Source organism: Silicimonas lutimaris (genome assembly GCF_047314965.1).
Taxonomy (GTDB): Bacteria; Pseudomonadota; Alphaproteobacteria; order Rhodobacterales; family Rhodobacteraceae; genus JAVJUV01.
Map to the genome: position 1 here is coordinate 265,514 of NZ_JBLBVK010000058.1, position 21,668 is coordinate 287,181.

21 protein-coding genes are annotated in these 21,668 nt (G+C 63.4%); 6 read left to right on the top strand and 15 right to left on the bottom strand.

Annotated elements, in window-relative coordinates:
• From ACKLNI_RS20915 to ACKLNI_RS20945, 7 genes are read right to left on the bottom strand one after another with little or no spacing between them, the layout of a single operon-like run.
• A complete protein-coding gene (locus tag ACKLNI_RS20915; RefSeq protein ID WP_413721047.1) occupies nt 1–1,476 on the bottom strand; it encodes an aldehyde dehydrogenase family protein in 1,476 nt (491 codons plus the stop codon).
• Between the two features lie 5 nt (nt 1,477–1,481).
• Nucleotides 1,482–2,675, bottom strand: a complete 1,194-nt coding sequence (locus ACKLNI_RS20920) for an ATP-binding cassette domain-containing protein (RefSeq protein WP_413721048.1) — start codon at nt 2,673–2,675, stop codon at nt 1,482–1,484.
• Nucleotides 2,668–3,405 (bottom strand): ABC transporter ATP-binding protein, encoded by a 738-nt coding sequence (locus tag ACKLNI_RS20925; protein WP_413721049.1) that lies wholly within the window; start codon nt 3,403–3,405, stop codon nt 2,668–2,670. Before ACKLNI_RS20925 ends, ACKLNI_RS20920 begins: the two co-directional genes overlap by 8 nt.
• Complete coding sequence (locus ACKLNI_RS20930) at nt 3,402–4,337, bottom strand: branched-chain amino acid ABC transporter permease (protein ID WP_413721050.1); 936 nt, start codon at nt 4,335–4,337, stop codon at nt 3,402–3,404. The genes ACKLNI_RS20925 and ACKLNI_RS20930 overlap by 4 nt, the downstream gene beginning before the upstream one ends.
• Nucleotides 4,334–5,200, bottom strand: a complete 867-nt coding sequence (locus ACKLNI_RS20935) for a branched-chain amino acid ABC transporter permease (RefSeq protein WP_413721051.1) — start codon at nt 5,198–5,200, stop codon at nt 4,334–4,336. The genes ACKLNI_RS20930 and ACKLNI_RS20935 overlap by 4 nt, the downstream gene beginning before the upstream one ends.
• Before the next feature lie 54 nt (nt 5,201–5,254).
• The gene (locus ACKLNI_RS20940; protein WP_413721052.1) at nt 5,255–6,457 is read right to left on the bottom strand and encodes an amino acid ABC transporter substrate-binding protein; all 1,203 of its coding nucleotides are present in this window, start codon (nt 6,455–6,457) and stop codon (nt 5,255–5,257) included.
• 13 nt (nt 6,458–6,470) lie between these two features.
• Nucleotides 6,471–7,919 (bottom strand): aldehyde dehydrogenase family protein, encoded by a 1,449-nt coding sequence (locus ACKLNI_RS20945; protein WP_413721142.1) that lies wholly within the window; start codon nt 7,917–7,919, stop codon nt 6,471–6,473.
• A gap of 126 nt (nt 7,920–8,045) precedes the next feature.
• On the opposite strand from ACKLNI_RS20945, the gene ACKLNI_RS20950 reads away from it, so the two are divergent.
• The 6 genes from ACKLNI_RS20950 (at nt 8,046) to ACKLNI_RS20975 (ending at nt 14,576) form a co-directional block, all read left to right on the top strand.
• A complete protein-coding gene (locus ACKLNI_RS20950; RefSeq protein WP_413721053.1) occupies nt 8,046–8,939 on the top strand; it encodes an AraC family transcriptional regulator in 894 nt (297 codons plus the stop codon).
• A 159-nt stretch (nt 8,940–9,098) separates the two neighbouring features.
• Nucleotides 9,099–10,022: a Gfo/Idh/MocA family protein gene (locus tag ACKLNI_RS20955; protein WP_413721054.1), complete on the top strand. Its 924-nt coding sequence runs from the start codon at nt 9,099–9,101 to the stop codon at nt 10,020–10,022.
• Between the two features lie 13 nt (nt 10,023–10,035).
• A complete protein-coding gene (locus ACKLNI_RS20960) occupies nt 10,036–11,541 on the top strand; it encodes an aldehyde dehydrogenase (NADP(+)) (RefSeq protein WP_413721055.1) in 1,506 nt (501 codons plus the stop codon).
• A 292-nt stretch (nt 11,542–11,833) separates the two neighbouring features.
• The gene (locus ACKLNI_RS20965; protein WP_413721056.1) at nt 11,834–12,736 is read left to right on the top strand and encodes an NAD(P)-dependent oxidoreductase; all 903 of its coding nucleotides are present in this window, start codon (nt 11,834–11,836) and stop codon (nt 12,734–12,736) included.
• On the top strand, nt 12,733–13,596 hold the full coding sequence (locus ACKLNI_RS20970) for a sugar phosphate isomerase/epimerase family protein (protein ID WP_413721057.1): 864 nt from the start codon (nt 12,733–12,735) through the stop codon (nt 13,594–13,596). The genes ACKLNI_RS20965 and ACKLNI_RS20970 overlap by 4 nt, the downstream gene beginning before the upstream one ends.
• A gap of 101 nt (nt 13,597–13,697) precedes the next feature.
• A complete protein-coding gene (locus tag ACKLNI_RS20975) occupies nt 13,698–14,576 on the top strand; it encodes an NAD(P)-dependent oxidoreductase (RefSeq protein WP_413721058.1) in 879 nt (292 codons plus the stop codon).
• A gap of 4 nt (nt 14,577–14,580) precedes the next feature.
• On the opposite strand, the gene ACKLNI_RS20980 is transcribed toward ACKLNI_RS20975, so the two are convergent.
• The 8 genes from ACKLNI_RS20980 to ACKLNI_RS21015 form a co-directional block, all read right to left on the bottom strand.
• The gene (locus tag ACKLNI_RS20980) at nt 14,581–15,327 is read right to left on the bottom strand and encodes a TSUP family transporter (protein ID WP_413721059.1); all 747 of its coding nucleotides are present in this window, start codon (nt 15,325–15,327) and stop codon (nt 14,581–14,583) included.
• Nucleotides 15,324–16,193, bottom strand: coding sequence for an NAD(P)-dependent oxidoreductase (locus ACKLNI_RS20985; protein ID WP_413721060.1), 870 nt, complete (start codon nt 16,191–16,193; stop codon nt 15,324–15,326). Before ACKLNI_RS20985 ends, ACKLNI_RS20980 begins: the two co-directional genes overlap by 4 nt.
• Before the next feature lie 3 nt (nt 16,194–16,196).
• Complete coding sequence (locus ACKLNI_RS20990; RefSeq protein WP_413721061.1) at nt 16,197–17,285, bottom strand: amidohydrolase family protein; 1,089 nt, start codon at nt 17,283–17,285, stop codon at nt 16,197–16,199.
• 68 nt (nt 17,286–17,353) lie between these two features.
• Entirely contained in the window at nt 17,354–18,382 is a 1,029-nt protein-coding gene (locus ACKLNI_RS20995; protein ID WP_413721062.1) for an ABC transporter substrate-binding protein, read from the bottom strand.
• Between the two features lie 20 nt (nt 18,383–18,402).
• Complete coding sequence (locus ACKLNI_RS21000) at nt 18,403–19,251, bottom strand: ABC transporter permease (RefSeq protein WP_413721063.1); 849 nt, start codon at nt 19,249–19,251, stop codon at nt 18,403–18,405.
• Entirely contained in the window at nt 19,248–20,105 is an 858-nt protein-coding gene (locus ACKLNI_RS21005) for an ABC transporter permease (RefSeq protein ID WP_413721064.1), read from the bottom strand. Before ACKLNI_RS21005 ends, ACKLNI_RS21000 begins: the two co-directional genes overlap by 4 nt.
• Nucleotides 20,105–20,884, bottom strand: a complete 780-nt coding sequence (locus ACKLNI_RS21010; RefSeq protein WP_413721065.1) for an ABC transporter ATP-binding protein — start codon at nt 20,882–20,884, stop codon at nt 20,105–20,107. The genes ACKLNI_RS21005 and ACKLNI_RS21010 overlap by 1 nt, the downstream gene beginning before the upstream one ends.
• 77 nt (nt 20,885–20,961) lie before the next feature.
• Nucleotides 20,962–21,615, bottom strand: coding sequence for a GntR family transcriptional regulator (locus ACKLNI_RS21015; protein ID WP_413721066.1), 654 nt, complete (start codon nt 21,613–21,615; stop codon nt 20,962–20,964).
• Nucleotides 21,616–21,668: the final 53 nt, after the last annotated feature.

The window sequence follows — 21,668 nt, forward strand, 5'->3', positions numbered from 1 at the left end:
TCAGAAGACCGGCGGGTAATGGCGGCCGCCGCGTTCCAGCGTGATCCACCGAAGTTCCGTGAAAGCGTCCAGCGACCAGCGGCCGCCGTAACGCCCGACGCCCGAGGCCTTGACGCCCCCGAAGGGCACCTGCGGTTCGTCGTTGATGTTCTGGTCGTTGACATGAACCATGCCGGTCTCTAGCCGGCCGGCCATGGCCAGCGCGCGCGCCTCGTCCGCCGTCCAGATCGCGGCGGTCAGGCCGTACTCCGTGTCGTTGTTCATGGAGATCGCCTCCTCCTCCGTCCGGAAGGGGCAGACCATGACCACGGGCCCGAAGGTCTCGTCGTGCCAGATGTCCATGTTCGTGTTGATGTTCGACAGAACGGTCGGTTCGACGAAGTTCTCCCAGGCGTTGCCACCCAGGTCGACATGCGCGCCCTTGGCGACGGCGTCATCGATCAGAGCTTTGACGCGATGTGCCTGCCGCGTGTTCACCATCGGGCCGATAGTGTTGGACTTGTCGTTGACGTGGCCGGTCTTCAGCTTGGCGGCCCGGGCCAGGAAACGCTGCATGAAGGGCTCGTAGACGCTTTCGTGGACCAGAAGCTTTTCGGTCGACATGCAGACCTGGCCCTGATGCATGAAGCAGCCGAAGTTCGCGGCTTCGGCAGCCTTGTCGAGATCAGCATCCTCGAGCACGATCATCGAGTCCTTGCCGCCCAGTTCGACGCAGCACTTCTTGAGGTACGCGCCGCACTTGGCCGCGATGTGCCGGCCCACGGCGGTGGACCCGGTGAACGAGATTCCCTTGACCAGCGGATGTTCGATCATCGCGTCGCCAACCTCGGCCACGTTGTCGCGCGAACAGGTCACCACGTTGAACACCCCGGCCGGAATGCCGGCCTCTTCAAGGATCTCTGCGTGGTAGAGTCCGCCGGAGTAAGGCGTGTCTTCGGACGGTTTCAGCACCACGCAGTTGCCCGCTGCCAGCGCGGCGGCATAACCGCGCGAGGTCAGGATGCCCGGCATGTTCCAGGGACTGATGACGCCGACAACGCCAAGCGGCCAGCGCGTGGCCATCGAGACCTTGCCATGCTCCGAGGGCAGCACCTCGCCGATCGACTGGTAGCAGAGCGAGGCGGAGGTGCGGAAGATTTCGGCGACGAAGCCGGCCTCGAACACGCCTTTGCCGTACCAGCCGCCGCCTTCGTACATCACGGCGTTGATGAAGTCGTCCTTGCGGCGCTCCCAGATGTCGGCGACGCGCAGAAGCGCCTTTGCGCGTTCCTGGAAGGATTTGCCCGACCATTCGGGGAAGGCGGCCTGCGCGGCCTGGATCGCGCGCTCCATGTCGACGGCGCTGCCGTCGGGGATGCGGGCGTAGAGCGTGTTGTCGGACGGGTTCAGGTCGTCGAAGGTCCGGGCTGCGGGAACCCACGAGCCTCCGATGTACATCCCCCGGATGTTCGGTGAGACGTTCGGCGTATCAAGCATGGAAGTTACCTCCTGTCATGGCCGGGCCGATAGCTCTCGGCGCGGCGGGCGGCGGATTCGATTTCGTCGAGAATTGTGCGCAACCGATCGGACGACGCGCTGAGATCCGGCATTTTCGCCGGTTCCGGGCGCCGGGGAGCCGGGCCGGGCATGGGTTGGGCGCGCGGCGGCACGCTGCCGGTCGGGCGGCGGGACGCCTTGGCGCTCGCCCGGGCGACCAGGTCGTCGACATTGGGCGCGGTCGGAGCCGGGGCCGTGCGGACGGGTTTCTGCGAGACGAACTCGGGTTTCGGCACGGTTTGCCGAGCCGGAGCGGGTGCCGCCGGTGTTGCCCGGGGCGTCTGCTGCGGCGTGGGGTGGGCCGGTGACGTCAGGCCCTTCAAGGCGGCGGCGGCAATGTCGCGGGGCGAGGGGCCCGAGGCCGGACGCGGCGTACTGGCCAGTGCCGTTTTGGGTGTCGGTGTCGAGGTCATCGGTGCTGCCCGACCTCCGCCACCGCCCAGATAGGCTTTCTGAACAGCCGGATCCTTTGCCAGCTTTTCGGCTGTGTCTTCATGAACGATCGATCCATTTTCGAGGAGATAGCCCCGGTCGGCGATCCGCAGGCTTTGCTTTGCATTCTGCTCGACCAGGAGCACGCCCAGACCGGCGGCCCTGACCGTCAGCAGGCTTTGGAACAGGTCCTTGCAGAGCAGAGGCGACAAGCCGAGCGAGGGTTCGTCCAGGGCCAGAATTTCGGGGCTGGACATCATGGCCCGACCTATTGCGACCATTTGCTGCTCGCCGCCCGACATGGTTCTGACAGTCTGCCGGCGGCGTTCGGCAAGTTTCGGAAACAGCGTCAGGACGCGTTCAAGATTGCTCGCCTCGTCGTCGCGGGCACGCTCGGAATAGGCGCCAAGGAGCAGGTTTTCCTGAACGGTAAGATCACCGAAGATGCCGCGTCCCTCGGGAACGAGTGCCAGGCCGGACTCGACGATGCGGTCGGGTTTCTGGCCGATCAGTTCATCACCGCTCAGCGTGACGGAGCCGGTCGCCTTTCCTTCGCATATTCCGGAGAGCGCCTTCAGGAGCGTGGATTTCCCCGCTCCGTTCGCGCCGAGGATAACCACGATTTCGCCGGGTGAGACCCGGAGAGATGCGTTCTCGAGCGCGCGGTGCTGACCGTAGCTGACGGAAAGACCTTTCACCTCAAGCATCGTCGTCTCCCAGGTAGGCCCGTATGACTTCCGGGTCCGACAGAACCTGGTCTGGCGTCCCTTCTGCGATCTTCAGGCCCGAGGACATGACCACGCAGCGGTCGCAGAGCGAGCGGATCGCATCCATCACGTGTTCGACCAGAATGATCGTCCTGCCTTCATCGCGCAGCCGTCTGATCAGGGCGATCCCTTCTTCAAGCTCGGTCGGGTTCAGCCCGGCAAGCCACTCGTCCAGCAACAGTATCTTCGGATCGGACGCCAGTACGCGGGCCAGTTCGACCCGCTTGGTGTCGATATAGGTCAGTTGCCCGACTGTCGCGTAGGCGCGGCGGGCAAGTCCCACCAGTTCCAGCATCCGCAGGGCGTGGGCGTCGGCCTCGCTTCCCCAGCGGCGACGATGACCGAACACCGCTCCGGCGCGGACGTTGTCGAGCACCGTCATCGACGGCAGCAGCCGCACGAGCTGGAAGGTGCGGGCGATTCCCCGGCGCGCGATATCCTGCGCGGGCAAGCCGGTGATCGGCGTGTCGCGCAGCGAGATAGTCCCGGAGGTCGGCTTCAGCGCCCCCGATATCAGGTTCAGCGTCGTCGACTTGCCCGACCCGTTCGGGCCGATCAACCCCATGACCTCGTGCTCGGTCACGTCGAAATCGATGTCGTTGACCGCGACCAGCCCGCCGAACCTCTTGGTTGCCCCGCGCAAGGACAGGATGGGCGTGCCGGTCCTCATGGGAAGGCCTCGCGGTTGGTGATTTTGCGGCGGATCGCCTCGATCAGGCCGACGAACCCTTTGGGCAGAAGGTATACGATGATCAGGAAGCTGACGCCGAGGAGCAGGGTCGTCTGGTTCGGGAAGCTGGCCGAGATCGCCTCCCAGAGGAAGGTGAACGGGATCACGCCGACGATCGGCCCCCAGAGGCGGCCCAGTCCGCCGAGAAGCGCCATGATCACGACGAGGAAGGAAAGCATGGGTGTGAACGCGAGGGACGGTTCGATGTAGATGTAGCGCGGTGCGAGGACACCGCCCACAACCGAAGCGACCGCGCCCGAGACCATGAACAGCAGTACCTTGGCGCGTGCGGTGTTGATGCCGGAGTGGCGGGCCACTTCCTCGTCATCGCCGATGATGCGCAGCGCAAAGCCAAGACGCGAGCGGCCGATGGCCCAGCCTATCAGGTAGACGATCCCGGCCAGCGCCACCAGCTGCCAGTAGATATGCGTCTCGGTGAGATCGGTCAGCACATAGAGGCCCTTCTGGCCCGACACGTTCTGGCCCCAAGTCACCAGCTGGCGCACCAGTTCGGACAGGCCGAGCGTGAAGATCACGAAATAGACGCCCGAGAGCCTGAGCGTTGCCAATCCGACGAGGCCAGCCACGACGGCGCCGAGGATGCCGGCGACAGGCAAGGTCAGCCAGTAGTTCAGGCCGTTCTCGATGCCCAGTGCGGTGGTATAGGTGCCCAATCCGAAAAAGGCGGCAGTGGCCAGCGAGATGTAATGCGTCGGTCCCGAAAACAGCGCCCAGGAGGTCGAGAGCACCGTATACATCGCGATCGTCACGCCGATGGTCAGCAGGTAGGCATCGCCCGTCAATGGCAGGCAGGCCGCGATCGCCAGAAGCGCCGCGCAGAGGATGATGTTCTGCCAGTCGCGCGCCGTCATGCGATTTTCCTCCCGAACAGGCCCTCGGGACGGAAGAGAAGGATCAGAACGAACATCAAATAGGCTGCAGCGAGGGTCAAACCGGGGTCGATCATCGTGGCGACAAATGTTTCCAGGAGACCCAGCAGAAGTGCCGCGACAACCGTGCCGCGCACGTCTCCGACGCCGCCCATGATGACGATGACCAGCGCCTTCAGCGTGAACATTACGCCAGTGGAGGCGTCCAGCGTCAGGAATGTCGAGATCAGCGCGCCGCCCACGGCGGTGACGGCGCCGCCAAGCGCGAAGGCCAGCGCCGAGAGTTTCGGCACGTCGATGCCCACCAGCCGGGCGCTGTCGGGAGCGACCGCGATGGCGCGGATCGACATGCCTGCGCGGCTCTTGTTCAGCCAGAGCCAGAGGCCGCCGCAGATGATGGCGGCCGCGATGGCTGCGGTCAGGCGGTTCAGCGCGAAGGTGTCACCCAGGATTTGCACGGGGCGGGCGAGGTAGGAGTAGGAGAAATAGTCGCCTCCGAAGACGGCCAGCATCAGGCCGACCGAGACGAAGGCGAGGCCGAACGTGGTCAGGATCGCATCGACTTCGAGCTGCCCGCGCGACTTGGCGCGTTTGACCAGCGGGCGCAGCATGATGACGTAGATCAGCCAGTTCACGGCAAAGGCCAGAGGCGCGACGATGAAGATCGTCAGAAGCGGGCTGACCTGCCCGGCGGTATAAAACCAGAAGGCGGCAAAGCCGCCCGCGACCAGGAACTCGCCGTTGGCGAGGTTCATGATGCGCGCGATTCCATATTGCAGGTTCAGCCCCATGGCGATCAGCGCATAGGTGCCTCCCAGCAAAAGGCCCGTGATCAGAATATCCATGCCGTCCTCTCGGTGGTCCGGCCCCGAGGCTTCAGCCCCGGAGCCGGGTAGCGCTTATTCCCAGCCGGTTTTCGGCATGGCTGCGACCGCGCCTTCACGGCCGGTCGACGCGACACCCTTGAAGACGCCGCCCTGCCACTGACCGACGGTCCAGTACTTGGCGTTCGAGTTGTTCTCGTCCCACTCGACGCGGCCGATTACGGTGTCGAAGCCGTTGTTGCCGATGTACTCGGCGACCGCAGCCTTGTCGGTCGTGCCCGCGCCCTCGATCGCCTGCTGAAGGATCTGGAAAGAGGCATAGGCGGGAGCCGAGGCCCAGTAGTCGGGCTTGGCGCCGGTGACCGCCTCGTGGCGTGCCGCGTATTCCTTGAAGGCGTCGCCGTCGGCGTAAACGCCGCCCGCACCCAGAACACCCTCCGCCGCGGCGCCGAAGCGGCCGGCATAGGCCGGGAATGCGGTGGCGACGGCGGTGTAGAACGCCTTGGGCGCAAGGCCCTCGATCATGGCCTGTTCGGTCAGGCCGAAGGTGTCGGGCGGGTAGGACCACGCCACGAAGGCATCAGGATTCGCGTCCTTGGCGCCCTTGATGACGGGCGACAGGTCCTGAGTGCCCAGAGGATAGGACGACTCGTAGACGATCTCGAAGCCCGCTGCCTCGAGTTGCGGCTTGCCGACTTCGGCCAGTTCGATGCCGAAGGCGTCGGCCACGTTGACCATGGCCACGGTGTTGCCGATCTCGCCCGCGTCCCGCATCTGGCTCAGAACCTCCACCACGCCGCCGGACAGGCCGGTCGCGCCGCCCAGAAGGAAGTACATGTTCGGGAATTTCGAGGACAGATCCTCGATCTGGTCCGAGATGGCGGTGTGGGTGACCATCGGGTAGCCGAACCGCTCGAAGATCGGCGCCGAGGCGATGTTCAGGCCGGTCCCGTAGGGGGCCAGGATGAAATCGGCTTCATCCTGGGTGGCCAGACGCTGAACGGCCTTGATGGTTTCGCCGGGATTGGTCTGGTCGTCGTATTCGATGATCTCGACCATCCGCTTCGTTCCGCCGACGTCGATACCGCCGGCTTCGTTCACGTCATGCGCCCAGAGCCGGACGTTCGGCCAGAAGGTGACTTCCGCGCCGCCTGCCAGCGGGCCGGTCTTTGGGCCTACCGCGCCGATCTTGAGCGCGTCCTGCGCCAACGCCGGGCTGGCAATGCCGAGGGCAAGCGTCGCTGCCGCGGCTGTTTTCAGAATCGTTCTCCGTTCCATGTCTGGTCCTCCCTTAAAGAACGTCATTTTCGCCCGGACCGTTGTCCTTGGCGTCGTCATGAATTGCGATCCACTGGCATTCCGTGAATTCGCGCAGGGCTTCGGTTCCACCGAAGCGTCCGTAACCCGAGGCTTTCATGCCCCCGAACGGCATGGCCGGGTCGTCGAACACGGTCGATCCGTTGACATGACCAATGCCGGTTTCGATCTCCCCCAGCAGGGCTTGTGCGGCCATGACATCGGCGCTGAACACCGAAGCCACGAGGCCGAAATCCGTGTCGTTGGCGATGGCAAGTGCTTCATCGCGGTCACTGACGTGAACGATGCCCGCGATGGGGCCAAAGGCTTCCTCGTCGTAGATGCGCATACCCGGGCCCACCCGATCGAGAATGGTGGGCTGGATGCTGCCACCCGAGAGTTCGCCTCCGGTGACGAGCGAGGCTCCCTTTCCCAGCGCGTCCTCGATCATGGCGCCGATGCGAACTGCGGCGGCAGGGCTGATCAGTGCACCAAGCGGAGCGTCTCCCGGTCGAAACCGCAGTTTTTCCGCTTCGGCCCGGAACTTTGCCACGAAGTCTTCGGCCACACTGTCTTCGACAAGGACGCGCTCCGTCGACATGCAGATCTGGCCCTGGTTGAAGAAACTGCCATGGGCGGCGGCGCGGGCGGCTTGGTCGAGATCGGCATCCGCCAGCACGATCATCGTTCCCTTCCCGGACAGTTCCAGCAGGCAGGGCTTGAGATGGCGCGCAGCGGCGACGGCGATCTCGCGTCCGACACGTGTCGAGCCGGTGAAGTTGATCCGCCGGACAGCCGGGTGCGCGATCAGCGTATCGACGACTTCCTCTGCGTGATCTGGCGCGTTCGTGATGTAGTTCAGCACGCCGGCGGGCAGGCCGGCCGAGTTGACGATGTCGGCTACCCATTCATGGGTCTTCGGGCAGAGTTCTGAGCCCTTGAGCACAACCGTGTTTCCGCAGGCCAGCGGAGCGGCAATGGCGCGAGTCGCCAGGGTGACTGCGGCGTTCCAAGGGGCGATCCCGAGCACCACGCCAGCAGGGCGGCGGCTCAGAATGTAATTGCCATGTCGCTCACTGTCGGACCGGAGTGCCGCTGCGAGGTCCTTTGTCTGGCGTAGCATCTGTGCGGCGATGCCGATATTGAAACGCACCCAATCGGGCGACGACCCGACCTCTTCGCAGGCAATCGCCACAACCTCTTCGGCGTTTGCCTCCATCAGCGCAGCAGCGCATTCGAGAATGGCTACCCGGTCCTCGTGAGACGTTGCCGACCATTCGGCGAACGCCCCGGCTGCGGCCGTCGCTGCCTGACGCGCCTCTGCCGCACGCCCGGCGGCGGCGCGCGTCACGACAGAGTCCGACATAGGACCGCGCCTCTCGAACGAAGCGCCGGGCGCGGGCGAAATCGACTGCCCGTTAATGATGAGGCTCGTCTCGTACAGCTGCTCCTCCCCAGGCTAGCTGCTGCGACTCACGGAGGCTCTCCGGAGATACATATCAAAATTGCTAGTTTGGGCTTGGAGTAAATGACGAAATGAGGAATTATATTATCAAAAAGTGGGAATTTGATGCGCTTTGATCAGCATACCGCGGCCGGTGTCGTTCGTTCGGGCCTGTTGGACGGATCACTGAGACCCCGGGTGGTGGGCTTGGCGGAGAGCCTGGCCGGACCCTCGTGGTTTGCAGTTCTGATTGAGTCCGGAGGCGCCCATTTCTCGGACGCGGACACTCCGATTTCGGGGCCGTCACTTGTCTGGCGGCCGTGGGGAGGAGGCGCGCGTGTCACGTTTCAGGCGGGAACATCCGGAACCTACATCATCCTAGGGCCGACTGCCCTGGCGAACGCGGTCGGTCACATGCCCGAAACGCGTGAGCTGCGCGAGATGGCTGATCGGGTTGTCATATCTGCGTTGACGCCGAGCAGCGACGATTTCCTTTCTCTCCGCGCGGTATTCCAAGGGGTCGGACGCGAACTCGGATCGGACGGTGCAGCAGCGCATGCGGTGGTCGAGGCCTACCTTCGTGTGATCCTTGTCGAGGTCTTTCGTGCCGGCAAGTCGCAACTGGAGATCAGAGAGCGACCCGGCGCATCGCACCGCGTGTTTGCCGATTATGGCGCCCTTGTCGAAGCGCATTTCCGCGAGCGCTGGAGCGTCAACGACTACTCCCGGGCACTTGGGGTATCTCGTGACCGGCTTGGCGATATCTGCCGGAGGGTCCGCGGCCTGGGGCCAAAGGAGCTGATTGATCGCCGTGTCGCGCTGGAGGCGCGTCTGCAACTTGAGAACTCTTCGAACTCGATACAGCAGATTGCCGGCCTGCTTGGTTTTTCTTCGGCCGCGCAGTTCAACAGGTTCTTCGCCCGAACGGTCGGACGGCCTCCGGGGGCGTATCGGGATGCATTCGTGAGGGGCGGCCAGCTGGCCGTGGCCGACCCCGCACGGCCCTACGATTGGCCGTGACAGGGCAGCGCCGGCAGCCATTTTGCGAGACGATGATCTGCCAGGGCCATGGAGATTTGAAGATGCGGACGATGCCATCCCTGCGGTGACTTCGGGACATAGGTCTTGCGATCCCGGCCCGGAAAGCGGAGATAGGTTCAGAAAAACAGAGGGGTTATCATGAGCGATGCGCTGAGCGTGGCGCTTGTCGGGATCGGCAAGATCGCAACCGACCAACATGTGCCGGCGATCGCGGCAAGTCCGGACTGGCAGCTGGCGGCGACGGTCAGCCGCAACGGAGCTGTCCAGGGTGTGGATGCCTATCGCGATATGGAGACGATGCTGGCGAGCTGTCCCCAAATCGAGGTTGTCTCGCTCTGCCTGCCGCCGGTCCCGCGTTTCGGTTATGCGGCGGCGGCACTGCGTGCGGGCCGTCATGTGATGCTGGAGAAACCTCCGGGAGCGACGCTGGCGGAAGTCCATACCCTTATGGCGATGGCCGAGGCGTCCGGCGTTTCGCTCTACGCGACATGGCACAGCCGAATGGCGAAGGGCGTGGCCGCCGCCAAGGCGTGGCTGGCGGGTAAGCCTGTGACGCGGGCACATATCACATGGCGGGAAAGCGTGCGGAAATGGCATCCGGGGCAGGACTGGGTGTTCGAACCCGGCGGCATGGGTGTTTTCGATCCCGGTATCAATGCCTTGTCCATCCTGACCGAGGTCCTGCCCATGCCGGTGCATCTCCAATCGGCCGAGCTGGCATTTCCCGAGAACCGGGCAACGCCGATCGCCGCAAGGCTCGCATTCTCCGGCAATGTCAGCGCCGAGTTCGATTGGCGCGAGGAGGGCCGCGATATCTGGGATATCGAGATCGAGACGACAGAGGGCACCCTGGCACTCCGACATGGCGGGAACGCGCTGGAGATCGACGGAGTATCGCAAGGGGAAGCGCCTGGGCTCGAGGGGGAGTACCCTGCGCTTTATGCGCGTATGGCGGAACTGGTGCGCAACGGGGAAAGCGAGGTCGACCTGGCCCCGATGATCCATGTCGCGGATGCAATGACACTTGGCCGGCGGATCACCGTCGAGCCGTTCGAATTCTGAGGGAGGAGCACACATGCTGACAGGGAAGCATCTTATCGCGGGAAACTGGGTCGACGGACCGGCGACGTTCCAGTCATCCCCATCGAGCGGAGAGCCAAAAACCTTCGCGGTCGGCTCACCGGATCTGGTCGCGCGCGCCTGCGAGGCCGCGGAAGACGCTTTCCCGGCTTATTCGGCCACGACGCGTGAAGCGCGTGCGGTATTCCTTGAAACGATCGCCGAAGAACTGGACGCTAGGGGAGACGAGATCACCGAAGTCGGTTGCGCCGAGACGGGCTTGCCGGAGGCGCGACTGATCGGAGAGCGGGGACGCACCGCGGGTCAGTTGCGGCTCTTCGCGGACCACATCCGGAAGGGTGCCTACCTGGACCGCCGGCATGATGCGGCACTGCCCGACCGCCAGCCCCTGCCGCGTCCGGATCTCAAGATGATCCAGGTTCCGACAGGTCCGGTCGGTGTCTTCGGCGCCTCGAACTTCCCGCTGGCATTCTCGACCGTCGGTGGCGATACCGCATCGGCTCTTGCCGCCGGCTGTCCCGTTGTGGTCAAGGGGCACTCGGCCCATCCCGGAACAGGCGAACTTGCGGCACAGGCCGTTGCCGCGGCGGTCGAGGCCTGCGGTATGCCGGCGGGCACCTTCAGTCTGATTCAGGGCGGCAATCGTGCGGTCGGCGAAGCGCTGGTCACCCATCCGCTGATCCGGGCCATCGGCTTCACCGGGTCGCTGGCCGGGGGGCGGGCGCTGTTCGATCTCTGTGCGTCGCGGCCCGACCCCATTCCGTTTTTCGGAGAGCTGGGAAGCGTGAACCCGATGTTCATCATGCCGGCCGCGCTGGCTGCGCGCGGTGCAGCGATCGCCCAGGGCTGGGCCGGATCGCTGACCATGGGGGCAGGGCAGTTCTGCACCAATCCCGGAATCGCGGTCGTGCCCAAGGGGACTGAGGGCGACGCTTTCGCCGAGGCCGCCAAGGTCGCCCTGGGCGGGATCGGCGCCCAGACCATGCTGACCGACGGAATCGCGAAAGCCTATCGCGAGGGCCGGGACCGGGTCGCAGGCTCGGCCGGCGTGCGCGAGGTACTGACATCGGTCTGCGATCTGCGGAATGCGACCCCCTATCTCTACGAGGTATCCGCAGAGGACTGGCTGGCCAATGAAGAGTTGGGCGAAGAGGTCTTCGGCCCGCTGGGCGTCATGGTGCGAACGACCGGGCTGGAGCAGATGGTGGCCATCGCCAGGACGATGCAGGGACAGCTGACGGCAACTGTCCATGTCGACGACGACGACCACGCGGACGCAAGCGTGCTGATGCCGCTTCTGGTCCGGAAGGCCGGGCGTGTCCTCGCCAATGGATATCCGACCGGGGTGGAGGTCGCCGACTCGATGGTTCACGGTGGGCCCTACCCGGCGTCCACCAACTTCGGCGCGACATCGGTCGGAACGCTGGCGATCCGCCGCTGGCTGCGTCCGGTCTGCTTCCAGAACATGCCGGACGCACTGCTGCCCGAAGACCTCCGCTGACGGCAGATCACGCGAGAGGCCACCGCAAATATTCGAAAAGGAAGAAGGAAGGTTTGAACCGAATTTTCTTTCTTCCTGGTCCAAAAACGGCGGGGAGCGCGAGGGGCGCCGCCCCTCGCTTCACGCTTGCCAAAACGCCGGCGCTCTGCTTCTCTGATACCACCTAACCGGGCAGCGGGGTGTCTACTGGACCCGCCCGACGTCGCATCCGACGCGTGAAATCCCCGCGAAAACCGGCCCTTCGGGGTCATTTTCGAAATGCCGGGTGACCGGCTGAAACGGGGGTCTGTCAATGAACAAGACAGGTGTCATCGGTCTGGGCGACATGGGCTCGGGCCTTGCGAAGAATCTCATCAAGAACGGTTTCGAGTGCTGGGGCGTCGATCTTCTGGAACGGCGGATGTCCGCGTTCCGTGAAATGGGCGGCCGGGCGGTTGCCGACGTGGCCGAGGTCGGCCGTCATGCGGACGCGGTTTTCGTCATGGTCATGCAGGGGACCGAGGCGAAGGAGGTCATTCTTGGCCCGGGTGGGCTTGTTGAAACCATGGCGCCCGGCGGCTGCATTCTCCTGTCCGCCACGATCAAGCCGCGAGAGGCGCGCGAGATCGCAGCGGCGATGGAAGGAACCGGGATCGACCTTATCGATACGCCCGTCTCGGGCGGCTATCCCGGCGCTCAGGCCGGAACCCTGACGATGATGGCTGCGGCGCCGGATGACCTTCTGGACCGGATGGCGCCGGTGATGCAGGCGGTCAGTGCCAATATCCATCGGGTCGGGACCAAACCGGGGGAAGGCCAGACCGTGAAGGCCTGCCTTCAATCCCTGATCGGAGCGCAGTTCTCGGCCACCTTCGAGGCGGCGGCGCTGGCGGCGAAGGCCGGCGTCCCGGGGCAGGTTCTGCTGGATGTCTTCTCCACCTCGTCGGCGGGGTGCGGCGTGGTCAACAACGCGCTTCAGAAGATCATCGACCGGCAGTTCGAGGGTACGGGCAGCCATATCAACACCATGTGGAAGGATCTCACGATCTCGATGGACATGGGACAGGAGCTGGGCGTTCCACTTCATACGGCGGCGGCGGCGATGCAGATCTTCCATGCGGGCCGGACCAAATATCCCAACGGCGACAACTGGATCTGCACGCGGGTCATGGAAGAGATCGTGGGTGCCGAACTGCACCGGGAGGGGCCGAAATGAAGCTGGGCGTCATCTGCGACGGTATCAGCCGCGATCTGGCTCATGCCGTTGATGTCATGGACGAATTCGACCTGTCATACGCCGAGTTGCAGTTCGTCGGCGAAAAGGAGGTAGGGGATCATTCGGCCGGTGAGATCCGCGAAATCGACCTGCTGCTTCGGGACAGGGGCAAGCCCGTTTCCTGCCTCAGCCGTCACGTATTCGCGGGCATGACGACGGCCAACACGCCGGGAGACGATCTCCATACACGCCACATGGATGCCCTGAAGCGCGTCATCGACATGGCGCATGTCGTCGGCAGCCCGTTGGTCCGGATCATGACGAACAAGAAGGAACAGATCCTCTGGGGTCTGAACGGGGCCGAGAAATGGAACGTTGCGCATGGCGCCTGGGACAAGACACTGCCGCTGATCGCGCCCGCCTGTGACGTGGCGCGGGATGCGGGCGTGACGCTGGTGGTCGAGACCGGGAACGGGACCATGGTGAACTCGAACTACACCGCGCGGAAACTGATCGACGACCTTGATGCCAAGGATGTGCTGAAAGTCCTCTGGGATCCCGCGAATAACTGCTGGTGTCACGAGCGCGCCTGGCCGGACGGTTATGACGAGGTGAGGGACGGTTATCTCGGCCACATTCACATCAAGGACGTGAAGGTTGACACCCCAAGAGCCACGCTCGAGGTCCGGCGTATGGGCGAGGGGCAACTGGCCGATCAGTTCGAGCCCATCGCAGACGCGCTGAGCGCCGACGGCTATGATGGCGTCATTTCGTTCGAAAGCGTGTATCATCCCGGGAACGGTGACTTCGAAGCCGGGTTCCGTCTCTGTATCGACCGTTTCAAGGCAATTTTCGGCTGAAATAGATTCCGCCGCGGCGTCCGTCTTCGGTGACTCGTGGGGCGCCGCGGCCTATACTCCGCGAACCGCCATGCGGCGGTGGATACGAGAGGAAGCAAAGCATGAAAGTCGGTATTGCCGGGTTGGGTAACATGGGGCGTGCCATGGCGGAACGCCTTGAAGAAGAAGGTGTGTCTCTGGTCGTCTGGAACCGAAGCCCGGGCAAGGCGGAGGGGTTGTCGGCAGAAGTCGCTACGACACCGGCGGAGCTTGCGGGACGTGTCGATGTGATCTTGTCCGTGCTGGCCAACGACGCCGCTACGGACGAGGTCTACTTCGGCCCGGAAGGGTTTCTTTCGCAGGGTCTGGATGGGACATTGATCGTTGAGTTCTGCACCCAGTCCCCGGACCGTTCCAAGGCACTGGCGAAAGCTGTGGTCGAGGCGGGCGGCTCCTATCTCGAATGTCCGGTGGGAGGCACCGTGGCACCGGCGCGCGCGGGCAAGTTGCTTGGCCTAGCGGGCGGCACAGCCGAGGACTTCGAACGCGCCCGTCCCGTGCTGGAGAAGCTGACCCGGCGGCTGGAATACATGGGGCCCGTCGGCAGCGGCGCGGCAATGAAGCTGTCGATCAACCTGCCGCTCATGGTTTACTGGGGTGCGCTCGGGGAAGCCCTTGGTCTGGCGCGGGCAGGGGGCATCGATCCCTCGCTGGCGCTGGATATCCTTGCCGACAGCTCCGGTGCGATCGGCGCAGCGAAGACCCGCGTGCCTCCGATCCGTGACATGGTGGTCAATGGCGATCCGGGCGGTGTCAACATCAAGCTCGAGGTGGCGTTGAAGGACATGGTCGCGATGGTGGCTCTGGCGGAACAGAACGGTTCGGGCAACGCCATTATCGGGGCGGCACGCAGGAGGGCAGAGGCAGCGCTGGCGGATGGGTTCGAGGGGCTGGATGCCTCGCTCGTCGCGGCCTATGGCTCGAAATCCGAGGGGACTTAGATCGTCAGATCAGGTTGACGACGATCAGCCTGAGACCGAGCGCGAGGATGATCCACAGGAGGGCCAGGCGGAAGACCTTGTCGCTGAGGCGGTGTCTGATCTTCGCGCCGATCCGGAAACCGATCAACGCTACCGCCGTTGCGGCCAACGAGAGGATAAACGTCGGGCCATTCAGAAGGGTCGCGGTGAATGTTCCGCCCACAAGACCCACCCCGCCCGCAGAAAAGAGAAACCCGGCAAGGCAGATGAACTGCTCTCGCGGCAGTTTCAGGGCGACCGTGTAGATCATGATCGGCGCCTTGACCGCAGAGACACCGCCCATCACGCCGGAGCTTATCCCTACGGCCAGCTGCCAGAGAGGATGCGGGCTTACTTTCAGTTCCAGCTTCAGAAGCGATGCCAGCGCGAAGACTGAAAGCGAAACTCCCACAAGGACGTTGATCCATCGAGACGGAACGTCAGCGACGAACTGCACAACGAGGAAGATCGTCACCGCGACCGACAAGCCGGCGATCCAGTACTGCCGTACAATGGTCGGCCAGCCCCTGACGCTGAGAAACTGGTAGCCGTTCGTCACAAAGATCGGGATCGCCATCAGCGTGACCCCGAGGGCCGGCTCGATGAAGATCGGAAATATCGACATGGCGACTGCCGGGAAGCCGATCCCAAGCGAGCCCTTGATTGTTCCGGCCGTCATGACGACGGCCAGTATTCCGAGTGTCACCCATAAGTCGGGGAACTCGGCGATCATTCCCGGGGCTTTGTGCGGTAGGCCTCGAAGACTGCCGCCGCGTCATACGTGTTCGGCACGCTGGAGAATGCCGTCTCGTAGCGTTCCGTGGCGGCCTCGAAGAGCGGCATGCTGAGGCCCAGGCGCCGTATGTCGTCGCCGATGACTGTCACGTCCTTGCGAAACATCTTCAGGCTGGCCGTCGGAGGTTCGTATTGACCTGAAATCATCAGAGGCATCCTCAGGTCGGACATCTTGGACTGGCCTGCGCCGGAGGAGAGCATGTCGTACACCATCTGCCTGTCCATCCCGAGCGCATCGGCGTAAGCCAGCGTCTCGGCAGCGGCGGTGTTGTGAAGGACGACGGCGTGGTTGGCGATGTATTTCAGCCTGCTGCCCATACCGTACGGCCCCGCCTCGATCACCTTTTTCGTGATATGAGAGAGATAGGGTTTCGCGTGGGCGATGGCCTCGGAATCGCCCGATGCCATCATGACGAGATCGGCCACAGCAGCCTGTGCGCCGGTGCCGCTGACGGGGCAGTCCAGCGGACGAAGGCCAGCCGCGACCAATGCGTCGTGGGCGGCCATCTTGTCGGCCAGGGCGAAGGTGCCGGTTTCCATGACCACCTGTCCTGGCTTCAGAACACGCACCAGGGTTTCCGTGATCTCGTGCAGGATGGCGGGCGAGATCAGGGAAGTGATCACGAGATCGCAGTCAGCCAGCCACTCTCCGGCGGCCTGATGCGCGACACCACCCATGCCGGCCAGCCGCTCCCGCGCCTCGGGCAGGGGGTCGGCACCTTCCACCGACACCCCTCCCTTGATCAGGTTCTTCGCGTAGGCCGAACCCATGATGCCCAGCCCGATGATCCCGACCTTTCCCATGTCTCAGAGCCCCAGGATGCGCACGGCGTTTTCACCGGCGACCAGCGCCTTTTCCTCGTCGGTCAGCGCCGAGGTTGCGATGTGGCCTACCGGATCATAGTCCGCCATGTCGAAGGGGTAGTCCGATCCCATCAGGATCTTGTCGGCTCCGTAGAGCTTCACGAGATATTCGAGCTGGTGGTGAGTGAAGACCACGCTGTCGAAGAATACGCGGCGCAGTGACTCCGTCGGCGGATTTTTCAGCTTGCCGCGGCAGTCTTCGCGCGCGCCCCAGGCATGGTCGATCCGGCCCGAATAGGCGGGCAGGTAGCCGCCACCATGAACGGCGTAGATCTTCAGGTTCGGCATCCGTTCCAGAACGCCGTTGAAGATGAGGTAATGCAGCGCCGTGGTCGTCTCGAGCGGGTTTCCGATCACGTTCGAGAAGTAGTATTCGTGGAAACGCGCACCCTCGGTGAAGCCGTTGGGGTGGATCATGACGAACGCACCGAGTTCTTCGGCCTTGCGCCAGAATGGCTCGAAGCGGTCGTCGCCGATCTCGGCGCCATCGACGTTGGTCAAAAGCATAACGCCTTTCAGTCCAAGCCCCATCGCGCGTTCAAGCTCTTTCGCTGAGAGTTCCGGATCCTGCAGCGGAACGGTGCCGATCGCGGCGAGACGGTCAGGGGCGTGCGAGACCCACTCGGCCAGGCCGTCGTTGACCATCTGACTGCCCTTTAGAGCATGTTCGATGGGTGATTGGTAATAGCACTGCGGCGGCGGAGGCGCGACGAGTTGCTTGGAGATACCCTGCGCGTCCAGAACCGCGATCCGGTCCGCCACGTCTGCCATGGCGACTGGTGTCCGGTCCTCGTCCTGTTTCTTGTTCACCGCGCGGGTTGCGTCGTTGGCATGCTTGACCATTGCGATCCGCATCGGATCGACATGGGGCATCATGTATTCGGTCGCCGCCTTGATGTGGACATGGGCGTGGGCGTCGACGGTCGTCGAGGTCAGCCGTGCCGGCTTGTCCGGGTGCGAGCGGGCCGAAGTCGGTCCATAGCGGTTCAGGGCACCGCCCAGTTCGGGCGTGTCGATGGTCGAGTGGCTCATGTCGCGAGGTTCCTGATTGTTTTCTTGTGGGCGAGGCCGGGCGGCAAGTGCCGCCCGGCACGATGGGCTTACATGTTTTCGGCAGCCCAGGCCTCGACTTCGGCGGCAACTTCGTCGCGGTCGAAATCGTTGGCGGCGGCGATGTAGGTGTCGTTGAGGAAGGTGCTCACATCCACCGGCTCGGCAATCGCGCCCGCCTCGATCATCCGCGGCTGGATATCGGTCCAGACCTGGGTCTGAACGTCACCGTACCGCTCGGTCGACGAGACGTTCATCGGGATGACGCCATCCAGCAGCGACTTGCCGGCAGCCTCGTCTTCCCATTCTTCCGGTACCGCGTCGCGCAGCATCTTCTCGACGACATCCGGGCGGAGCGTTGAGACGTGGATGCCCTTGGACCAGGCCCGCATGAAGCCTTCCATCGCTACGCGCTTTTCCTCGATCTTGGACGCATCCATCGCGAAGGTGTTGGCCGGCGCGGCGAGAAGGTCGTCAGGAGTAATCAGGCGAAGTTCTATGCCCGCCGCCTGAAGACCAGCCCAGTCAAACACCGAGCCCGAGATTGCCGAGACATCGCCGTTCGAGATAGCGCGTGCCAGAACCGGACCGCTTTCCCCAAGGATCACAGTCTGCACATCGTCGATGGAATGGCCTTCCGCGGCCATCGCGGCCTGAAGAAAAGCGCGGTCGCGGTCGGAGACCAGTCCAACGGTCGTGCCCTTCAGTCCGCCCATGTCCTGGATGCCGCCCGAAGCCAGGACCGCAATCCCCTCGGGGGCGTTCTGCATCACCTCGTAAACGGTGTTGATATTGGCACCGGCGAGCACGGCCGAAAGCGTCTCGTTCTGGTCGAGCATCGCGAGGTCGGCCTGGCCGTTCTGCACGAAGGCGACATACGGGATCGACGTGTCGGACGGCAGAAGATTGACGACAACGCCCTCTTCTTCGAAGTAGCCGAGCGCCTCACCCACCACCAGTGGATAGAACACGGTCGACCGCGGCAGCGGGTTGATCATGTTTACCGTCGTCTGCGCGACGGCAGCCCCGGCCGTCAGGCCGAAGGCGGCGGTAATCGCCAAAGTACGCAGCATTTTCATAGTGTTCCTCCCAGAGTCACTTATTTGCCCTTTCGCCTTTCCCAGGCACGGGCCCTTGCGCGCGAGGCGGCTGCCCGGCGCTCTTCCCGACGCCAGAAGATCATCCGGTCGTCGAGGAATTCGATTGAATAGAACAGGATCAGCCCGATCAGCGTCATGCTGAGCAGCGTCGCGATCGAGGCGCCCATGTTCAGTTGGAACGAAAAGCGGTTCATCAGAACACCCACGCCCTCGGTGGCCTGGGCGAATTCGGCCACGACCGCACCGATCAGTGCGGTGGTCAGGCCGATCTTCAAGCCCGCGAACATCAGCGGCAGCGCCGAGGGGACGCGCAGTTTCCAGAAGATTTGCGAATGCGATGCGCCGAGCGACCGGAAGAGTTCCTCGCGCTCGCCGTCGTGTTGCGTCAGGCCGGTCAGCGTGTTCACGAAGACCGGGAAGAAGCTGATCACCGCGGCCAGCGCCATTTTCGAACCCATGCCGAAACCGAACCACGCGATGATCACCGGGGTCAGCGCGATGCCCGGCGTGACATTCAGAACGATCGCGTATGGGGTCACGTAGCGCTTGAACGGGTCGGACAGCGACGAGCCGATGGCGAGGGAGACAGCAATGGATGCGCCGATCAGGAACCCGACCACCGCCTCGGTCAGCGTGATGAAGAAGTGCCTCCAGATGGTGCCCTTGACGAAGTAGAGGTCGATGATCGCGGCACCGATCGCCGATGGCTTGGGAATCATGATCGACGTGATGACGCCGGTCCGGACTAGCATCTCCCAGACCAGGATCAGGGCTGCGAAAAGTCCGAGGTGGGGCAGGACGCGCGACAGCCGCCACAGCCACTTCGATCCTGTATCCGGCGTGCTCATGCCTGCCTCCCCCAACGCGCTTTGCGTTTCGCGCTCACGCGGGACATGCCTTCTTCATGGCTCCAGAAGGCGATGCGGCGGTCCAGAAGCTCCATGCCTCGGAAGATCAGGAAGCCGATGATCGTCAGCGTGAAGATACAAGCGAAGGCAGACGCCATGTTCAGGTTGCGCGTGTAGACAAGGATCAGCGAGCCGATCCCCTTGTCGCGCTGGATGAATTCCGCCACCAGAACGCCAGACAGGGCGGCAGTCAGCGCCAGACGTTCACCTGCCATGATCACCGGGACGGCCTCTGGCAGCACCAGTTTGCGCAGGATTTGCAGCTTGGACGCGCCAAGCGACTTCATCAGTTCCAGCTTGTCTTCATTGACGTTCACAACGCCGGACAAGGTGTTGATGAAAGGCGCGAAAAAACAGACCAGCATGATGATCGCGATTTTCGATTGTGCGCCGAAACCCAGTGCTGCGATCAGGAGCGGGGCCACGGCAATGCGGGGCGTGGCCTCAAGCACGATCACGTAGGGTTTGATGAAGCGTCGAACAAGCGAGTTGAACCCGACCAGACTGCCGAGGACGATGCCGAGGATCGAGCCAGCCGCGAAGCCCGCGAAGACAAGACCGAGACTGACGTAGAGATGGTACCAGATATTGCCCTGGGTGATGTAGACGCGCAGGAACGACTGAAGGATTGCCGTTGGTCTGGGGAAGAACAGAGGGTCCAGAAACCCGGTTCGCGCGCCCAACTCCCAGGTGGCGATCAGGGTCAGGAATATTCCGCTGTGGGTCAGGGCCCTTCGCATTCCCAGCGACAGGCCGGGACGCGGCAGGTCGTTGGAAAGCGATGCGTCTGACATCAAAGCGCCCCCAGGGTTACGCGGGCCTCTTCGACGAGGTGGTTGAACTCGGGCGACAGTTGCACCGACAACTCGCGGGGACGCGCGATCGGAACATCAATCACACTGGCAATTCGGCCGGGGCGGGGAGTCATCACATAGACCTGGTCGGCCAGAAAGATTGCTTCGGCGATGTTATGGGTGACGAAGATCGTCGTTGCGCCGATCTCGCTGACGATGCGCAGAAGCTCGATGTTCAATCGCTCTCGCGTGAATTCGTCGAGGGCTCCGAATGGCTCGTCGAGGAGAAGCACATCGGCACCGGTCTGCAAGAGGCGCGCCAAGGCGACACGCTGCTGCATGCCGCCGGAAAGCTGCGCGGGAAACGAGAAGGCGAAATCGCCAAGCCCGACCAGCTTCAGCAATTCCATCGCGCGGTCCTTGTCCTCGGATGTGATCCGGCGTTGCATCTCGGTCGGAAGCAGCACGTTCTCGATCGCGGTCCGCCATTCCAGGAGCGTTGCACGCTGGAACATCATGGCGACGTCCTGGCGTGGCCCCGTTACCTGAGTGCCGTGCAGATTCAGCACGCCGCTGGTGGGCTTGATGAGACCGGCGATCAAGCGGAGAAGTGTCGACTTGCCGCAACCCGAAGGCCCGACCAGTGACACGAACGAGCCCTTTTCAATCGCGAAATTGGCGTTGTCCAGTGCCACGACGGTGCCGTTCGCGAAGGTCTTTCCGACCTTCGCTCCGCTTACCACCGGTTCGGAAACGCGCGCAGCAGCTGCCTGTTCCATGTTCCCCCTGAGTCGCCTTCATGAAATGTCAGCGCACTCACCTTTGCATATGTCTGATATATCACCAAACGAAAATTTCAGGCGACTATGGCGCGACTTTCCAGCCCTCTCATGACTTTGGTGCGCGACTTCCTGACGTGTCGCGCCGAGGCACGCACCGCGGCCGCGGCGTTCCTGGTCTGCAGGGCGTCAATGATCGTATTATGGTCAGCCAGAGCATCGCTCATCGACCCGATTTCGTCGCGCCCCGAAGAGAGCGAGACGATGCAAAGGCGGTCGTAGTTCTCCATCAGGCCCGCCATGGAGCTGGCCAGGCGCGCATTGCCCGAGGCGCGGCAGATCGCCAGATGGAACTCCCTATTGTAGTCGGCGAAAGCGTTCATATCGGACGTATTCGCCTCACGAAAACGGTCTAGCGTCTTCAATTCCTCGTCGGATACGCGGGCTATTATTGTACGAAGTGCCCCGGCTTCGAGGATTTCGCGGAGATCGAGGATGTCCTCCGCGTCCGCGATCGAGATCGGTGCAACGCGATGTCCGCGGCGCGGTTCGATCTCGATAAGCCCTTCGATTTCAAGCCTCTGGAGGGCATCGCGGATCGGAGATTTCGAAACCCCGAATTTCTCCGCCAGATCACCTTCGCGGAATTGCATGCCGGGAGTGAGGGCGCAGGACAGGATGTCCGCGCGCAGCTTTTCGTAAATCTTGTGGCGTATGAGGCTGTCGGTCATGGCTTGCTCTGATATATCAGGAGCATGATGATGGCCGACGCCTGATGCGTCAA

What these genes read in the sequence shown, in the direction of transcription:
- ACKLNI_RS20990 (WP_413721061.1), bottom strand. Translation starts at nt 17,285, where the DNA reads ATGAGCCACTCGACCATCGACACGCCCGAACTGGGCGGTGCCCTGAAC.
- ACKLNI_RS21000 (WP_413721063.1), bottom strand. Translation starts at nt 19,251, where the DNA reads ATGAGCACGCCGGATACAGGATCGAAGTGGCTGTGGCGGCTGTCGCGC.
- ACKLNI_RS20925 (WP_413721049.1), bottom strand. Translation starts at nt 3,405, where the DNA reads ATGAGGACCGGCACGCCCATCCTGTCCTTGCGCGGGGCAACCAAGAGG.
- ACKLNI_RS20940 (WP_413721052.1), bottom strand. Translation starts at nt 6,457, where the DNA reads ATGGAACGGAGAACGATTCTGAAAACAGCCGCGGCAGCGACGCTTGCC.
- ACKLNI_RS21005 (WP_413721064.1), bottom strand. Translation starts at nt 20,105, where the DNA reads ATGTCAGACGCATCGCTTTCCAACGACCTGCCGCGTCCCGGCCTGTCG.
- ACKLNI_RS21010 (WP_413721065.1), bottom strand. Translation starts at nt 20,884, where the DNA reads ATGGAACAGGCAGCTGCTGCGCGCGTTTCCGAACCGGTGGTAAGCGGA.
- ACKLNI_RS20955 (WP_413721054.1), top strand. Translation starts at nt 9,099, where the DNA reads ATGAGCGATGCGCTGAGCGTGGCGCTTGTCGGGATCGGCAAGATCGCA.
- ACKLNI_RS20960 (WP_413721055.1), top strand. Translation starts at nt 10,036, where the DNA reads ATGCTGACAGGGAAGCATCTTATCGCGGGAAACTGGGTCGACGGACCG.
- ACKLNI_RS20965 (WP_413721056.1), top strand. Translation starts at nt 11,834, where the DNA reads ATGAACAAGACAGGTGTCATCGGTCTGGGCGACATGGGCTCGGGCCTT.
- ACKLNI_RS20930 (WP_413721050.1), bottom strand. Translation starts at nt 4,337, where the DNA reads ATGACGGCGCGCGACTGGCAGAACATCATCCTCTGCGCGGCGCTTCTG.
- ACKLNI_RS20935 (WP_413721051.1), bottom strand. Translation starts at nt 5,200, where the DNA reads ATGGATATTCTGATCACGGGCCTTTTGCTGGGAGGCACCTATGCGCTG.
- ACKLNI_RS20970 (WP_413721057.1), top strand. Translation starts at nt 12,733, where the DNA reads ATGAAGCTGGGCGTCATCTGCGACGGTATCAGCCGCGATCTGGCTCAT.
- ACKLNI_RS21015 (WP_413721066.1), bottom strand. Translation starts at nt 21,615, where the DNA reads ATGACCGACAGCCTCATACGCCACAAGATTTACGAAAAGCTGCGCGCG.
- ACKLNI_RS20950 (WP_413721053.1), top strand. Translation starts at nt 8,046, where the DNA reads ATGCGCTTTGATCAGCATACCGCGGCCGGTGTCGTTCGTTCGGGCCTG.
- ACKLNI_RS20920 (WP_413721048.1), bottom strand. Translation starts at nt 2,675, where the DNA reads ATGCTTGAGGTGAAAGGTCTTTCCGTCAGCTACGGTCAGCACCGCGCG.
- ACKLNI_RS20975 (WP_413721058.1), top strand. Translation starts at nt 13,698, where the DNA reads ATGAAAGTCGGTATTGCCGGGTTGGGTAACATGGGGCGTGCCATGGCG.
- ACKLNI_RS20915 (WP_413721047.1), bottom strand. Translation starts at nt 1,476, where the DNA reads ATGCTTGATACGCCGAACGTCTCACCGAACATCCGGGGGATGTACATC.
- ACKLNI_RS20995 (WP_413721062.1), bottom strand. Translation starts at nt 18,382, where the DNA reads ATGAAAATGCTGCGTACTTTGGCGATTACCGCCGCCTTCGGCCTGACG.
- ACKLNI_RS20985 (WP_413721060.1), bottom strand. Translation starts at nt 16,193, where the DNA reads ATGGGAAAGGTCGGGATCATCGGGCTGGGCATCATGGGTTCGGCCTAC.
- ACKLNI_RS20980 (WP_413721059.1), bottom strand. Translation starts at nt 15,327, where the DNA reads ATGATCGCCGAGTTCCCCGACTTATGGGTGACACTCGGAATACTGGCC.